Here is a 16,055-nt window from a genome sequence, read left to right as displayed (position 1 = left end):
CTTTGCTATCGTATAAGATTTCTCCTTGTACCTCGTCGAAATAGCAAACCGTTTAAGTTCGAAATTAAAAATTCGACATCAAACGCTACACATTAAACAACCCGTTCCGTTCCTGTTCCTGGTAGTTCTGAACCGTTTCTATAGCGTTATCGATAACATCACTCAACGCGACAATAAATGTACCCGGTTTGGCCATGCTCATGGCATATTTGATAGCTTCAACCTCTTTCGGTACAATTTCAAATTGCTTATCCGGGTCAACAGAATGTATCCCTTCTATCAACAGGTTCAGGATATTCTCTTCGGTACGGCCGCGCAGGTGTTTTTCCTGCCGCAGTATGATATAATCGAACATTTCTGCCGACAGTTTCCCTATTTCGCGGATATCATCGTCGCGGCGGTCGCCTGTACCGGCTATGATACCGATCTTCAACGGTGAATCGATATGCCGTAAAAATTCCTTGATGCCTTTAAAGCCATCCGGGTTATGTGCAAAGTCGATCATGAACCGGAAGTCTTTGAACTCGAAAATATTCATCCTGCCCGGTGTTTGGGCGGCCGAAGGGATAAACGTTTGTAGCGAGGTTTGTATGTCCTCGGTTTTAAAGCCCCAAAGGAAAGTAGCCAGTGTGGCCGCCATTACGTTTTGTATCATGAATGGCACAGTGCCGCCGAACGTCAGTGGTATCAGTATGGTTCGCTGAACACGTATTTTCCAGTCGCCTTTTTGTATGGTTACAAACCCGTTCTCACAGATACAGGCGATACCGCCTTTTTTGCAATGAGATTTGATAACCGGGTTGTTTTCGTCCATGCTGAAATAGGCCACATTGCATTCAGCTTTCCGGCCTATTTTAACGCAATAGTCATTATCTGCATTTAAAACCGCCCATCCGTCTTTTTTGATGGAATTGGTTACAACGCTTTTTACCCTTGCCAGGTCATCCAATGTATTAATATCGGCTAAACCCAAATGGTCCTCTTGAATGTTGGTGATGATACCAATGTCGCACTGGCCAAAGCCCAAACCTGCACGCAAAATACCGCCGCGCGCGGTTTCCAGTACTGCGAACTCAACCGTTGGGTCCTTTAGTATAAACTCAGCGCTTACCGGTCCGGTGGTATCACCCTTCATCATCATATTGTTCTGTACATAAATACCATCCGAAGTGGTAAAGCCCACCCTGAATCCGTTATTTTTTACAATATGAGCAATAAGGCGCGTAGTGGTGGTTTTTCCGTTGGTGCCCGTAATAGCGATTATTGGTATCCTTGCCGATTTTCCCGGCGGATACAACATGTCTATCACATGCCCGGCTACGTTGCGCGGCAAACCCTCGCTTGGTGCAATGTGCATCCGGAAACCCGGCGCCGCGTTCACTTCCAGTATTACGCCTCCCGTATCGGTAAGCGGCTCGGTCAGGTTTTCGGCCATAATATCGATACCACAAATATCCAGCCCGATAATTTTGGAGATTCGCTCACAGATAAAAATATTTTGAGGGTGTACATGGTCAGTTACGTCTACCGATGTCCCGCCTGTGCTTAAGTTAGCTGTCGATTTAACAAAAACCTTTTCGCCTTTTTTAGGGACCGTTTCCAACGTATAGCCTTTTTTATCCAGCAGGTCGAGCGTATCGCGGTCCACGCTGATCAATGTCAACACGTTCTCGTGCCCGTAGCCGCGGCGCGGGTCGGTATTTTCCAGGTCGATCAGTTGCTGTATGGTCGAATGGCCGTCGCCCATTACATGCGCAGGATCGCGCAAAGCAGCCGCCACCATTTTGTTATCGATCACCAGTACCCTGAAATCATACCCGGTTACAAAACGTTCAACGATAACCCTTCTCGATATTTTTGCTGCATGCTCATAGGCGGCAACAGCATCTTCCTTTGTCCTGATATTGATGGAAATACCGCGCCCGTGGTTGCCGTCCAGTGGTTTAAACACGAGTGGGAACCCTACCTTACGTATAGCCTCGTCAACGCCATCAGCAGATGAAATGGTAATACCTTTAGCTACAGGAATGGCCTGTTCCAGCAGCATACGCTTGGTTTCGTCCTTATTGCTGGCAATATCCACTGCGATCGAACTGGTCTTTTCCGTCATGGTAGCGCGGAAACGTACCTGGTTTTTGCCATATCCTAATTGCACCAGCGACTGGTTGTTCAGCCTGATCCATGGTATATCACGCGAGATAGCCTCATCTACAATAGAACCGGTGCTCGGTCCAAGCCGGGTATTCTCCCGTATCTCGCGCATTTGCTGTATATCATATTCCAGGTTGTAATTTTCGCCTTTTATCAACGCCTCAACAATACGTACAGCGGCTTCTGCCGCATAAATGCCAACCTTTTCTTCGATATAGGTAAAAACCACGTTGTATACTCCGGTTGTCTTGGTTTCGCGCGTACGGCCGAAACCCGTATCCATCCCGGCCAACGATTGTATCTCCAAAGCGATGTGTTCTACCACATGGCCCATCCAGGTACCGGCTATCACCCGCTGGAAAAATCCACCCGGAACACCGGGCGAGCAGCGATGCGAATACAAGGTCGGCATCATTTTTTCCATCCTTTCCAAAAACCCTTCGATCTTATTCGTTGGTTTATGCTCCATGTCCTCCAGGTCCAGGCGCATTTGGATCAGTTTTTTTCGGTTGGTGCTCCAGATATTTGGTCCGCGCAGTACCTGTATATTTTCAATTTTCATAGGATATTTCCGGTGATTTTTTAGGGGTTCAATTTTCAATAAAGCTATAAAACTTCGTATCGTAATAAAAGTTTTCGGTTAAAAACTGCCAACATGTTTAAATTTAAGTCTATACCTTTGAATTCCTTTTTGCTTAATTTGCAACCATACCCCCCGGGCCAACCGTTCCGGGATTAATTTATTTACTAAAAACACCCGCTATGGTAAATCCCAAAGGAAAATTAGTGATAATCGGAGGCGCTGTCGACCTGGGCACCAACATCAGTTCGCAGGAACATATTATTCAGCCCGACCATCTCAAATTTTTTGACCGGGGCATACTCAAGCGCATAATTACCGAATCGGCCCACCACGAAGGTTCGGTAGTTGAAGTAATAACAACCGCTTCGCAGATACCTGAACTGGTAGGCGCCGAATATGTAAAAGCTTTTGGGCAGTTGAATGTCCCTAAAGTTGGCACCATCCATATTAAAAACCGCGAAGACGCCACGCATAAATCCTATCTCGACCGTATACGCAAAGCCGACGTAGTGGTATTTACCGGCGGCGACCAGCTGCGGTTAAGCTCTATTTTCGGCGGAACTGAATTTTTGCAGATACTCAAGAACCGTTATCAAAACCAGGATTTCATTATTGCAGGCACATCAGCGGGCGCTGCCGCGGCATCGGCACACATGATCTATCGCGGGCAGAGCAATGAGGCCTTAATTAAAGGCGAGGTACAAATAACTGCCGGGCTTGGCTTTATCGATTCTGTCATTATCGACACTCATTTTGTGCAGCGCGGGCGCATTGGCAGGTTGATGTACGCCGTGGCCAGCAATCCGGGCATATTAGGCATAGGGCTGGGCGAGGATGCAGGGTTGCTTATTACCGAAGGGACAATGATGGAAGCTATCGGCTCGGGCCTCATTATACTGGTTGATGGCAAAAACCTGGTCGAAACCAATATCTACGATGTCGAATTGGGTTCACCGGTGTCTATCGAGAACCTGAAACTGCACGTAATGTCGATATATGATAAATACGATCTGCACCAGCATAAACTCTATATCAAAAAAGTTGTTAAGGTTGAAGAAGGGGTCTTTATCCGCGGTCAGGATAAATAAGTCGGAAAGACCGAAAGTCCGCATAAGTCCGAAAGTATTAGAGGAAGATGGGTTTTTCGGACTTCCGCGGACTTGCCGACTTCGGACTAACAAAACAAGCTTATGAAACTAATCATTCATGGTGGCTTTTTTAGCGAATCGAAAACTAACCAGGAGGTTAAACAGGCTAAACAGGCTGCATTAAGGGAAATTGTAAAGCTGGGCCATAAGTACCTGGAAACGCATAACGCTATTGAAACCGTCGTTTACACGGTTTGCCTGCTTGAAGACTGCGAACTGTTTAACGCAGGCACAGGTTCGCAGATACAAAGTGATGGGAAGATAAGGATGAGCGCTTCGCTGATGGACGGCAAAACCATGGAGTTTTCGGGGGTGATCAATATCGAAAATGTAAAAAATCCGATTTGTGTAGCTGAAAAGCTTTTGCGACGGCCGGATAAGGTTTTAGCAGGAAAAGGCGCCCGGGAGTTTGCGCGCCAGCAGGGCATCCCGCACTATGATCCTGAAATACCCCAGCGAAGGCACGAATACGAAAAGAAACTGAGTGATTCTATTCGCCTGGGTACGGTCGGCTGTGTGGCGCTGGATTTTTATGGCGACCTGGCTGCAGCCACCTCCACCGGGGGCAAGGGCTTTGAAATACCCGGCCGGGTAAGCGATTCAGCAACGGCGGCGGGCAATTATGTAAACGAGCATGCGGGTATATCCTGCACAGGAGTGGGCGAGGACATCGTTGCAGGGGCCGTAGCTCCCAAAATTGTAACCAGGGTGACCGATGGTATGAGCCTGCAAATGGCTACGGCAAAAACCCTGAACGAAATGAAACCGTTTGATGGTTTTGCGGGTATTATCGGCATATCAGCAAGGGGCGAGGTTTATCATGCTGATACTCATCCTTATATGGTTTGGGCAGCTTATGACAACGGCATCGAAGTGTTTTCCTGAAGCCCCTTTTTTTGATATTTAATGCCTTATCAGCAATTAAACCGCGTTTTACCCGCAAGATTTTTACAGTCCGGCTATAAACTAACCTAAACAAATAACCGTTGTAACCCGTATAAATACAACAATTTATAATTTAACGAATTATCGTTATTTTAGCGAGCTAAATAATTATTTAAACTATTCAGAGGGAGAGATTTAATGCGCTATAAATTAATTATTTTATTTTCTGTCTTCAGCCTTTCGGCATCGGCACAATTCCTGCATATCTCCTTCAAAAAGAAAAAACACCTTGTATTCCGGGCCATACCGCAAATAAAAGATCGTTCCCTGTGTCACGTTAGCGAACGCCAGGCAGTCTTACTTACCGAAGTAAAGCCATATCAATATGAGGAAAGCTGGTTCAGCATGCAGGCCCGCGAAAAAGTATTGCTCAAAACCGTTAAACACAATATGAGCTGGCGGATATATAATGTGGCCAGTTACAATTTTAACGACCTGGCGGAGTTATATATCAAAATGCACCGGTTTTCGGAAGCGAAATGGTACCTGCTGCAAAGCAATAACCTATCGCGCGGGCAAAACGACGACAGGCTGACCATTGACAACCTGCTTGACCTGGCCGTAGTGAAGGAACGCCTCGGCGACCTGCCATCAGCCCGTGCGGACCTGAACGAGGCCCACGATATGGCACAGGCCAGGGGAATGAAGGATAAAATGGACGAGATCAGTAAAATGATACCCTTGCTGGGTCAGAATAAAGCTTTCATTGCAAACAGGTATGCCGAAGCACCCGACGCTGCTGCTAAAGATTTGTAAAATTGTTTAAACTTTACTTCAACTAAATTATTCTAACAAACAATAATTTGTAATATTGTTATCCTGATAAGGAGACAGCTTTACACTGTCTCTTTTTATTTAGAACAAAAAACTTATAATTAGAAGAAGTGTTGGTATTAAACTACAGTCCCGATTTAAAGAAAGTAAAAGATATGTTTAAGAAAGTATATATTTTATTGCTTTTGGGCGCCGCGCTGGCGTGCAAGGCATCCCCCAAACAACACCCGATGGTAAAGGTGGCCGGATCTAACGATCTGACACCGGATGCGCAGCAAAGCACGGTATGCCGTTATGTTGCCGACCTGATAACCGAATACAACTATAAAAAGGTTAGCCTGAACGATTCCATTTCGCAAGTGGTTTATAATCGTTATATCAAAGAACTTGACGAAAACCATAATTACCTTTTAGCATCGGACCTGCAGGACTTTTCAAAATTTAAGACCGTATTGGATGACGACCTGAAAGAAGGCAACCTTAACGACGTATTTTACATGTTCAATGTTTATCAGAAACGGTATAACGACCGCATAAAATACTCACTGGCCCAACTGGACAAAAATTTTGATTTCACCAGCAACGACCGTTTTACTTACGACCGCGATAGCTCAAACTTCTTCGCATCTCAGGCCGAAAGTGATAAAGCCTGGACGGAGCGTGTAAAATACGACTTGCTGAACCTGAAACTTACAGGTAACGATGCAGCAAAAAATAAAGAGACATTGCGTAAGCGTTACGAGAACCTGTTGTCGCAATCCAACAAATTGAACAACCAGGATGTGTTCCAGATTTTTATGGACGCATTTACAAATGCTGTCGATCCGCATACGAATTATTTCAGCCCGGCAAATGCAGCCAATTTCAATATCGAAATGTCACGCTCGCTGGAGGGTATAGGCGCCACACTGTTAACAGAGAATGAATACGTAACGATCAAAACTATAGTGCCGGGCGGCCCTGCCGATAAAAGTCACCAGATATCTCCCGAGGACCGGATAGTTGGCGTGGCACAAGGTAAAACAGGAGAATTTCAGAACGTTATCGGATGGCGTATCGACAATGCCATCGCCCTGATACGCGGTACCAAAGGCACCATTGTACGCCTGGAGATATTGCCAAAAGGCAGCAATGTTGCCAGCAAACCTAAGGTTGTCGAAATGGTCCGCGAAAAGATCATTTTAAAGGATCAATCGGCCAAACAGGAGATCCGTACCTATAATTCGAACGGCAAAACAATAAAGATCGGCGTTATTTCCATCCCTGCATTTTATATTGACTATAACGACTATAAATCGGGCAACCCGAATTATAAGAGCACAACGCGTGATGTAAAACTGATACTGGATACCCTTAAACGTGAGAACGTGGACGGTGTCGTTATCGACCTGCGCGAAAACGGCGGCGGTTCCTTACTGGAAGCCGTTGATCTGAGCGGCCTTTTCATCAAATCGGGCCCGGTTGTGCAGGTGCGTAACCCTAACGACCAGATAGAAGCAGATAACGATGAGGACCCTACTATTTCGTACAGCGGCCCAATGGCAGTTTTGGTCGACCGTTTCAGTGCATCAGCCTCGGAGATATTTGCAGGTGCCATGCAGGATTATGGCCGCGCTCTGATCATAGGTACTCAAACGTACGGAAAGGGTACGGTTCAAAACGCCATCGATCTTGACAGGATCATTAAACCATCGGCGGCCGACAAACTTTCCCAGTCGGCTTCAAACAAAAAACCAATAGCTCCGGGCAGCCAAAGTAAGTACGGGCAGCTGAACCTGACGATCGCAAAGTTTTATCGTATCAGCGGCAACTCCACCCAGCATAAAGGTGTTACCCCGGATATTAAGTTCCCTTCGCTTATCCCATTGAATAAGTATGGCGAGGATACTGAGCCTTCGGCATTGCCATTTGATGTAATTGCCAAAAGCGATTACACCCGGGTTGGTGATTTTTCGGGAGTGACTCCGAAATTGATCCAGCTGCACGATCAGCGTATGGCCGGCAGCGCCAGTTACAAACTGCTGATGGGAGATATAGCCGATTTTCAAAAGCACGACAGCGAGAAAAGCGTTTCGCTGAACGAGCAGGAGCTTAAAAAACAACGCGACGCCGATGAGAAAAAAGCATTTGACCGCGATAACGAAAAACGTGTAGCACTTGGCCTGAAGCCATTGAAAAAAGGTGAGGCAAAACCCCGTAACGAAGACCTTGACTTCCTGAAAATAGAAGCCGGGCAAATATTAACCGATTATATCAACCTCGGCAGCAAATACACCAATACGCTGATACCACCCAACCAGCAATAAAAAGTTAAAACATAGTTAAAATATCCCGGCGCAAACCGGGATATTTTTGTTTAAAACCATTTGCAACGCTATAGGTTATTAAACCACATGCCCAAAAAACCATTGCTCGAGTTTACCGACAGCGGCATTTATTGCAGCCAGGGAAGATTTTACATCGACCCCTGGAAGCCTGTTGATGATGCAGTGATAACGCACGCCCATTCGGATCATGCCTATTGGGGGCATAAGCATTACCTGGCACACCACTTATCAAAACAGGTACTGTTATATCGTTTAGGCGACATCAATTTGCAAACCGTTGAATATGGCGAAAAGGTACTGAAAAATGGTGTTGAAATATCCCTGTTCCCTGCCGGGCATGTAATAGGTTCGGCGCAAATACGTGTGGAGTACCAGGGAGAAGTTTGGGTGGTTTCGGGCGATTATAAAGTGGAGGACGACGGCATTTCCACGCCTTTCGAACCCGTAAAATGCCATCATTTTATATCCGAATGCACTTTCGGTATGCCGGTTTACAAATGGAAGCCACAGGTAAAAACATTTGAAGATATAAATACCTGGTGGCGAACAAACCTGGATAATGGAGTAGCCACCGTATTGGTGGGATATTCATTAGGCAAGGCGCAGCGCATCCTGCAAAACCTCGACCTGTTTAACGGTAATGTGTACACCCACGGGGTTATCGAAAATACCAACGAGGCATTGCGCAATAACGGTGTAAAGCTAAATCCAACCATTCGAATAACACCCGAAACACCGCGGGATGAGATAAGGAAAGGCATAGTTCTGGCTCCCCCGTCATCGGTCGGCACGCCATGGATGCGAAAATTCGGTCCATATAGTTTCGGCTATTGCTCGGGTTGGATGGCCATTCGGGGGGCGAAGCGCCGGCGGGCCGCCGACCGTGGATTCGTGCTATCAGATCACGCCGATTGGGACGGCCTTATCTCCGCGATAGATGCTACCGGTTGTGAGAAGGTGTACCTTACGCACGGCTACACGACTTCCTTTTCCCGCTACCTTAACGAAATAGGTTTTGATGCTCACGAGGTGCATACATTATATGGAAATGAAGAAGAAGAGGCCCTCATCCAACCTGTCCCGGAAGGAGAGGATTTAAATGAAAGAAGAAAAGTCTCCCTAACCGGAGAGGATTTAGAGGGGGCTGCTCAATGAAAGCCTTCGCCCAGCTCTTTCTCTCGCTCGATGAAACCAACAAAACCAATGAAAAGGTAAAGGTTTTAAGGGATTACTTTAACAGCGTACCCGATACCGATAAAATGCACATGCTGGCGCTTTTTACCGGGCGTAAACCCAAGCGGCAGATCAACTCAACGCTTATCCGCACCTGGGCTATGGAAGCATCCAATATTCCTGTATGGCTGTTCGAAGAAAGTTACCAGGTAGTAGGCGACCTGGCCGAGACCATGTCGTTACTGATGCCGGAAGGAAGTGAGGGGAGTGATAAATCTCTTACTGAATGGATAGCAGAGATCAATACCCTGGGTGAAAAAGGCGAAGAAGAAAAGAAAATATGGCTGATGGATTCGTGGGCTATGCTGAATGCACAGGAACGCTTTGTGTTCAATAAAATACTGACGGGTGGATTCCGTGTTGGCGTATCACAAAACCTCGTGATCAAGGCTTTATCAGAAGTATCCGGGCTGGACGCAGCAACATTGACGCATCGTATCATGGGCAATTGGAGCCCTGAAACCTATATGTTCAAACAATTAATACAGGATCAGGATGCCAATGACGATATATCCCGGCCATATCCGTTCTTTTTGGCTTACCCGATACAGGAAACCTCGGAAAAACAACGGTCGGTTGAAGAATTGCAAGGTTCGCTGGGCGATGCAGGCCAATGGCAGGCAGAGTGGAAATGGGACGGTATCCGCGCCCAAATGATCAAGCGCGCGGGCAAAATATTTATCTGGAGCCGGGGCGAGGACTTGGCAACAGACAAATTTCCCGAATTACACCCTTTCTTAAATGCACTGCCTGATGGAACTGTGCTGGATGGAGAGATACTAAGCTTCCGCGATGGCTTGCCATTACCTTTTAATGTGCTGCAAACCCGCATCGGCCGCAAAAATCTGAGTAAGAAAATCTTGGAGGAAAGTCCGGTAGCGGTGATTGCTTATGATTGCCTGGAATATAAAAGCGAAGATATTCGTTATAAATCCCAATCGGAACGCCGCGAAATATTGGAACAGGTGCAGGCTGAAACCCCATATCCCGACATATTCCGACTTTCCGTATTGGTCGACTTTAACAGTTGGGATAAATTGGCAACCCAACGCGAACAATCCCGAGCAATGATAGCCGAAGGCATTATGCTAAAACGCAAAAGCGCCACTTACCAGGTTGGCCGCCGCCGGGGCGACTGGTGGAAATGGAAGATAGACCCGCTATCGGTAGACGCGGTGATGATCTATGCGCAAAAAGGACACGGCCGCCGCGCCGATCTGTATACAGACTACACTTTTGCGGTTTGGGACGGAGATAAGCTGGTGCCGTTTGCCAAAGCTTATTCGGGGTTGACTGATGCTGAGATCAATAAAGTCGATTACTTCATTAAGCGTAATACGCTGGAAAAGTTTGGCCCGGTGCGCACGGTAAAACCCGAACTGGTTTTCGAGATCGGGTTTGAGGGAATTAACCGTTCAAACCGGCATAAATCGGGTGTTGCCTTACGTTTCCCGCGCATCCTGCGCTGGCGGCATGATAAACCTAAGGAAGAGGCAGACACCATTGATACCTTGAAGGCGCTGCTGGGGGATTAACCGATTTGAGCTTTCGTCTTTCACCTTTCCCCTCAAAATACTACCTTGGTTTTTCATTAGCCCTGCTGCCATGAAGAAACTGACATTATTTATACTGACCGTTTTATCGGGCAGTTATACTTTTGCACAAATGACCATCAAAACGCTTCCCTACCCGAATACTAAAAAAGTTGATACTGTAAATACCTATTTTGGCACTGAAGTGCCTGATCCTTACCGGTGGCTCGAAGATGACCGGGCGGCCGATACCAAACAATGGGTGAAAGACGAGAACAAGGTAACCTACGATTATCTCGGGCAGATCCAATTTCGCGATTCCATAAAAAAGCGGCTGGAAACGCTGTGGAACTACGAAAAATACAGCGCACCCTTTAAGGAAGGCAAATACACTTATTTTTATAAAAACGACGGCCTGCAAGCTCAGGCGGTTCTTTGGCGGCAGGTGGGCGACGGGGTGCCGGAAGTATTTCTCGACCCCAATAAATTCTCTGCTGATGGCACCACCTCGCTGCAGGGCATCGATTTCACTAAAGACGGCAGCCTGGCCGCCTACCAGATATCGGAAGGGGGTTCGGACTGGCGCAAGGTTATCGTCATCAAAACTGATAACAAAACCCAGGTTGGCGATACCCTGCGCGACCTGAAATTTACCGGCATCGCATGGAAGGGGAACGAAGGCTTTTACTACAGCACTTACGATAAACCAAAAGAAGGCAGCCAGTTATCGGGGATGACACAATATCATAAACTATTCTATCACCAGATGGGATCACCTCAAAGCCAGGATAAATTGATATTTGGCGGCGAGCAGACGCCACGTCGTTATATTGGCGCGTACCTGACGGAAGATGAACGTTTCCTGGTGATATCCGCAGCAGAAAGCACCACCGGTAATGAATTATATATACAGGACCTGGGCAAACCCGGCAGCGATATTGTGAATGTTGTAAATAATTTTGATAACGATCATAGTGTTATCGACAATGTTGGCAGCAAGCTTTACATCCTGACCAACCTGTATCAGCCCAACCATAAAGTAGTTACTGTAGATGCGTCGGACCCTAAACCTATTAACTGGAAGGACCTGATACCTGCAACTAAAAACGTATTAAGCGTAACCACCGGCGGGGGAAAAATATTTGCCGAGTACCTGAAAGACGCTACATCGCAGGTGCTTCAGTATAATATGGATGGCAAATTAGAGCGTACCATAGCGTTGCCGGCTATTGGCACCGCCGCAGGCTTCGGCACCAAAAAAGAAGAAAAGGAAACCTATTACACCTTTACCAACTATGTTTGCCCGCCCACCATTTTTAAATATGATATTGCAAGCGGGCTATCCACGGTATTTAAAAAATCGGGCGTGCGGTTTGACCCGGGTTTATACGAATCAAAACAGGTTTTCTATAAGTCGAAAGACGGCACCAAAATACCAATGATCATTACCTACAAAAAAGGCCTGGTGATGAACGGTAAAAATCCTACGCTGCTTTATGCTTATGGCGGTTTCAATATCAGCCTGACCCCGGCATTCAGTACATCAAACATTATATTGCTTGAACACGGCGGCATTTATGCCGTACCAAACCTGCGCGGCGGCGGCGAATATGGCGAAACATGGCACCGGGCGGGTACCAAACTGCACAAGCAAAACGTATTTGATGATTTTATCGCAGCCGCGGAATACCTGGTAAAAAATAAATATACATCGAAGGATTATTTGGCCATTTCGGGCGGATCGAACGGTGGTTTGTTAGTCGGTGCGGTAATGACCCAGCGGCCCGATTTGTGTAAGGTAGCCTTCCCTGCTGTTGGTGTGATGGACATGCTTCGCTATAATAAGTTTACCGCTGGCGCAGGATGGGCCTATGATTACGGCACGGCTGAAGACAACAAAGAAATGTTTGAGTACCTGTACAAGTACTCACCTTACCATGCTTTAAAGCCCGACAATTACCCGGCTACAATGGTTACGACGGCCGACCATGACGACCGTGTAGTACCGGCGCATTCTTTTAAATTCGGCGCACGTTTGCAGGAATATCAAAAAGGACCCGCTCCTGTATTGATACGCATCGAAACCAAAGCGGGCCATGGCGCGGGACAATCCACCGAACAGATCATCAGCGGGCAAACAGATAAATGGGCGTTCATGTTCCAGAATATGGGATTAGATTGGAAATAGGTTATGAGCGTGAGAACGAGCATTATTTTAATCGCATTGCTATTTTTGGCCAGCCTGAATTTGCAGGGGCAAAATAAAGAGGTTAATATAATCTACATTGGCGATAGCATAACGCAGGGAGTACAACTGGATGATCCGGGTACACAGGCGCCGCCCGCCTTAGCCAGCATGGACCTGCGGCGCCGCGAAGGGATGGGGATGGTAAATTTCTCCAACCAGGGGCGGAGCGGTTTTACTACAGTTGATTTTTTGCCGCAGGGTGAAACATTCAAACATGTAGAATTGGCGGCAAACGACCTGGCAAAAAAACCCGGCTTGCTGATATTCTCGGTGATGCTGGGTACCAACGACAGTGCCATAACCGGGCCTAATGGCGCACCCGTTTCGCCGGAAAACTATTTCGGCAATTTGAAAAGCATCATCGACAAGCTTCTTCAAGACTTTCCGGAAAGCAAGGTACTGCTCCATTATCCTACCTGGTACAGCCCAAATACCTATAACGGTGCGCAATATTTACAGCAAGGTCTTGACCGATTGCAAAGTTATTTTCCGCAGTTAAAGAAACTGGTTAAATACTATGCCGGCATAAATCCGGGCAGGGTTTTTATAGGCGATAAAAAAGCGTTTGGCTATTTCAAAAAGCATGCCCTTACCGACCTGATACCCGAAAGCGGCCATCGCGGAACTTTCTACCTCCATCCAAACGCTAAAGGCGCCGTCGCGCTTGGGTCGTATTGGGCGAATGCCATTTATAAATTAGCAATGGCTTCCAAATAAAAAGCCTCCTGTGCGGAGGCTCTTATATTTTGTAAAATTTGTTTAGTGGTGCCCATGGCCGTGACCGCCACCACCACCGTGACCGCGTCCGTGGTCTTCATGCCCATCGCGGCCGCGATGCTTGCCGTTATCGTGCCAGTGATCGCGGTATTTTTCTTCGCGGCTATCGCGAATGATAACCTGGTCGCGGCGGCCGCGGTAGTTGGCGTACCTTTCCCTGTAAACGACATTACGTCTCCAGGGGCGCGGTTCGTTAATAACAACCTTGTAGCCATGGTACAGGTCGTAATTCCGGTATGCTACAGGTAAATAAGCACGCCTTACCCATGCGCCGTTACTAAGATAGATATACTGATGGGCAGGGACATCGTAGTACACACCAATATCGGGCATGTAATAATAATCCGCATGATCATAACCTACAGGGCCCCAGTCGGGCTGGCTGCCAATATTTATTCCGACACTCAGATGTACCTGGGCATCGGCTTGTTTCGCAAATACGCAACTTATTAGGATGGCTGCCGTGAAAATTAGCTTTTTCATAATTATATATGTTTGGTAGGTAAGACAATATTTTAGCTATAAGGTTTAGAATATTTTTTCATATCACAAAAAAGGACGCCTTAAGCGCCCATTTTCAAATATTTTATTTCCGGTTAATCGTCGCCTTCCTTATCCTTTTCTTCCGCGGCCTTTTTTGATACCATTGCAAACTGTGGCTTGCCTATCACTTTATAATCGCCGTCGCCTTTTAGTATCGAAGCAACCTGGTTACGGTCCTGCATGGTTTTTACGGCTTGGGCCAGTTCCTTATCGTGGTTGAAATTAGCCTCATAGCGGCCTTTCTCATAGTAGTATCGCGAAGCTATCTCGTTCTCCAGCACCTGTTTTATTTCTTCTTTATTTTGCTGCAGGTCGTTTTTCTTGATCTCCTGCATTTTCGTTTTTAGCGCATCGTACTCTGCCTGGATATTGCTGAATTGTTTTTCCTTTGTAGCCTCATCTTTCAGGCTGTTGACCATTTTTTCACTTATCGTGGTATAGCTGTAATTCTTGTTAGTAAGATATTTTACAAAATCGTTGTAATCGGCATCCGACAAATGGAACGATTTTGCATCGGGTATGCTATTGTGGCTATTACGATATTGATTGGCGTAATCGAACACTAATAATTTAGAGACAATAGACTGTGTAATATTGGCAAAACGCTCCTGTTTGATAAACACATCCGGATATATCCCGCTTCCATCATAAACCGAGCGGCCGTCTTTGGTTTTGAACTCGTGTATAGCCGAATCAGCAACCTTTACTACGGTGCCATCGGCCTTGCGGTGGGTATAGTCGATCTCCTGGATACAGCGACCCGAAGGAATATAGTATTTGGCGATGGTGATCTTCACCAGGCTGTTATAGGGCAGGTTAAACGTTTGCTGTACCAACCCTTTTCCATAGCTGCGCTGGCCAATAATGACCGCGCGGTCAAGATCCTGCAGCGAACCGGCTACGATCTCCGAGGCCGATGCAGACCTTCCGTTAACCAAAACTACCAATGGCAGGTTCGGTTCAAGCGGGGAGTTTTGCGTACTATAAGTAAAATTCTTGTCCTTTATCTTTCCTTTCTGGGATACAACTTCGGTGTTTTTAGAAACGAAGAGGTTCACGATCTTCACGGCCTCCTGTAATATACCACCGCCATTCGAGCGAAGATCAAGTATGATACCATTGGGATTATTCTTTTTGATCTCGGTTAAAGCATGTGTTACTTCATCGGCCGAGTTTTCGAGAAACTTATCCAGTTTGATATAACCCATATTACCATCTACCATGCCGTAATAAGATACGTTTGGTTGCTTTATTTCATCGCGCACCAATTGCTTATCAACTGCGGCGGCATCGCCTCTTTTCAATGTAAGTTTGATAGTGGCGCCTTTTGCACCTTTTAAAAGAGAGCTTACCTCGTCGTTATTTTTGCCGGTCAAATCCACATCATTTATTTTCATCATGCGGTCGCCTGGGCGGATATCTGCTTTTTGAGCAGGGAAACCTTCAAAAACATCTGAAATATAAACTTTGCCCTCGCGTGCAAATATCCCGGCACCAATACCACCGTATTGGGTACTAACGTAGTGAAGCTTGTAGTCTTCAATTTCTGATTCGGGTACAAATTCGGTATAGGGATCAAGGCCATCAAGCATAGCATCAAGGCCGGTCTTGATCATCTTTGACGAATTGATATCATCTACGTAATTAATATTAACTTCCTTGTATGCAGAAGCAAAAACATCCAGGTTTTTAGAAATTTGGAACAGATCGTCGTTAAACCCAAAAAGCCCCGTCGCCAGCACCACTACTCCCGTGCCCCAGGCCCATTTTTTATAATTTCTTTTCATCACAGCA

11 protein-coding genes are annotated in these 16,055 nt (G+C 46.4%); 8 read left to right on the top strand and 3 right to left on the bottom strand.

Annotation, left to right across the window (positions count from 1 at the left end):
* Positions 1-85: 85 nt before the first annotated feature.
* Positions 86-2,713 carry a cyanophycin synthetase gene (cphA, locus tag VL525_RS13575; RefSeq protein WP_325387470.1) on the bottom strand — a complete coding sequence of 876 codons (2,628 nt, stop codon included), beginning with the start codon at positions 2,711-2,713 and terminating at the stop codon, positions 86-88.
* 200 nt (positions 2,714-2,913) lie between these two features.
* Between cphA and VL525_RS13570 the strand changes: the two genes are divergently transcribed.
* From VL525_RS13570 to VL525_RS13535, 8 genes are all read left to right on the top strand, one after another.
* Positions 2,914-3,822 (top strand): cyanophycinase, encoded by a 909-nt coding sequence (locus VL525_RS13570; protein WP_325387468.1) that lies wholly within the window; start codon positions 2,914-2,916, stop codon positions 3,820-3,822.
* A 102-nt stretch (positions 3,823-3,924) separates the two neighbouring features.
* Positions 3,925-4,767 carry an isoaspartyl peptidase/L-asparaginase gene (locus VL525_RS13565; RefSeq protein ID WP_325387466.1) on the top strand — a complete coding sequence of 281 codons (843 nt, stop codon included), beginning with the start codon at positions 3,925-3,927 and terminating at the stop codon, positions 4,765-4,767.
* A 198-nt stretch (positions 4,768-4,965) separates the two neighbouring features.
* Positions 4,966-5,583 (top strand): hypothetical protein, encoded by a 618-nt coding sequence (locus VL525_RS13560; protein WP_325387464.1) that lies wholly within the window; start codon positions 4,966-4,968, stop codon positions 5,581-5,583.
* A 173-nt stretch (positions 5,584-5,756) separates the two neighbouring features.
* Positions 5,757-7,907 carry a carboxy terminal-processing peptidase gene (locus tag VL525_RS13555; RefSeq protein WP_325387462.1) on the top strand — a complete coding sequence of 717 codons (2,151 nt, stop codon included), beginning with the start codon at positions 5,757-5,759 and terminating at the stop codon, positions 7,905-7,907.
* 87 nt (positions 7,908-7,994) lie between these two features.
* The gene (locus tag VL525_RS13550; RefSeq protein WP_325387460.1) at positions 7,995-9,083 is read left to right on the top strand and encodes a ligase-associated DNA damage response exonuclease; all 1,089 of its coding nucleotides are present in this window, start codon (positions 7,995-7,997) and stop codon (positions 9,081-9,083) included.
* Positions 9,080-10,696 (top strand): ATP-dependent DNA ligase, encoded by a 1,617-nt coding sequence (locus VL525_RS13545; RefSeq protein WP_325387458.1) that lies wholly within the window; start codon positions 9,080-9,082, stop codon positions 10,694-10,696. The genes VL525_RS13550 and VL525_RS13545 overlap by 4 nt, the downstream gene beginning before the upstream one ends.
* A gap of 70 nt (positions 10,697-10,766) precedes the next feature.
* Complete coding sequence (locus VL525_RS13540) at positions 10,767-12,881, top strand: prolyl oligopeptidase family serine peptidase (protein WP_325387454.1); 2,115 nt, start codon at positions 10,767-10,769, stop codon at positions 12,879-12,881.
* Positions 12,882-12,884: 3 nt separating this feature from the next.
* The gene (locus VL525_RS13535; protein WP_325387452.1) at positions 12,885-13,658 is read left to right on the top strand and encodes a GDSL-type esterase/lipase family protein; all 774 of its coding nucleotides are present in this window, start codon (positions 12,885-12,887) and stop codon (positions 13,656-13,658) included.
* A 42-nt stretch (positions 13,659-13,700) separates the two neighbouring features.
* Here the strand turns inward: VL525_RS13535 and VL525_RS13530 are convergent, their stop codons facing one another.
* Both VL525_RS13530 and VL525_RS13525 read right to left on the bottom strand, forming a co-directional pair.
* Positions 13,701-14,201 carry a hypothetical protein gene (locus tag VL525_RS13530; protein ID WP_325387450.1) on the bottom strand — a complete coding sequence of 167 codons (501 nt, stop codon included), beginning with the start codon at positions 14,199-14,201 and terminating at the stop codon, positions 13,701-13,703.
* A gap of 113 nt (positions 14,202-14,314) precedes the next feature.
* Complete coding sequence (locus VL525_RS13525) at positions 14,315-16,048, bottom strand: S41 family peptidase (RefSeq protein ID WP_325387448.1); 1,734 nt, start codon at positions 16,046-16,048, stop codon at positions 14,315-14,317.
* Positions 16,049-16,055 lie beyond the last annotated feature (7 nt).

The sequence above is a fragment of the Mucilaginibacter sp. genome (assembly GCF_035492695.1).
Lineage (GTDB): Bacteria > Bacteroidota > Bacteroidia > Sphingobacteriales > Sphingobacteriaceae > Mucilaginibacter.
The sequence above is the reverse complement of the archived record's forward strand: the minus strand, read 5'-3'. Positions and strand labels throughout refer to the sequence as shown.

Excerpts from the sequence above, each read along its gene's own strand:
- VL525_RS13565 (WP_325387466.1), top strand. The coding sequence starts at position 3,925 with ATGAAACTAATCATTCATGGTGGCTTTTTTAGCGAATCGAAAACTAAC.
- VL525_RS13570 (WP_325387468.1), top strand. The coding sequence starts at position 2,914 with ATGGTAAATCCCAAAGGAAAATTAGTGATAATCGGAGGCGCTGTCGAC.
- VL525_RS13545 (WP_325387458.1), top strand. The coding sequence starts at position 9,080 with ATGAAAGCCTTCGCCCAGCTCTTTCTCTCGCTCGATGAAACCAACAAA.
- VL525_RS13525 (WP_325387448.1), bottom strand. The coding sequence starts at position 16,048 with ATGAAAAGAAATTATAAAAAATGGGCCTGGGGCACGGGAGTAGTGGTG.
- cphA (WP_325387470.1), bottom strand. The coding sequence starts at position 2,713 with ATGAAAATTGAAAATATACAGGTACTGCGCGGACCAAATATCTGGAGC.
- VL525_RS13540 (WP_325387454.1), top strand. The coding sequence starts at position 10,767 with ATGAAGAAACTGACATTATTTATACTGACCGTTTTATCGGGCAGTTAT.
- VL525_RS13535 (WP_325387452.1), top strand. The coding sequence starts at position 12,885 with ATGAGCGTGAGAACGAGCATTATTTTAATCGCATTGCTATTTTTGGCC.
- VL525_RS13530 (WP_325387450.1), bottom strand. The coding sequence starts at position 14,201 with ATGAAAAAGCTAATTTTCACGGCAGCCATCCTAATAAGTTGCGTATTT.
- VL525_RS13550 (WP_325387460.1), top strand. The coding sequence starts at position 7,995 with ATGCCCAAAAAACCATTGCTCGAGTTTACCGACAGCGGCATTTATTGC.
- VL525_RS13560 (WP_325387464.1), top strand. The coding sequence starts at position 4,966 with ATGCGCTATAAATTAATTATTTTATTTTCTGTCTTCAGCCTTTCGGCA.
- VL525_RS13555 (WP_325387462.1), top strand. The coding sequence starts at position 5,757 with ATGTTTAAGAAAGTATATATTTTATTGCTTTTGGGCGCCGCGCTGGCG.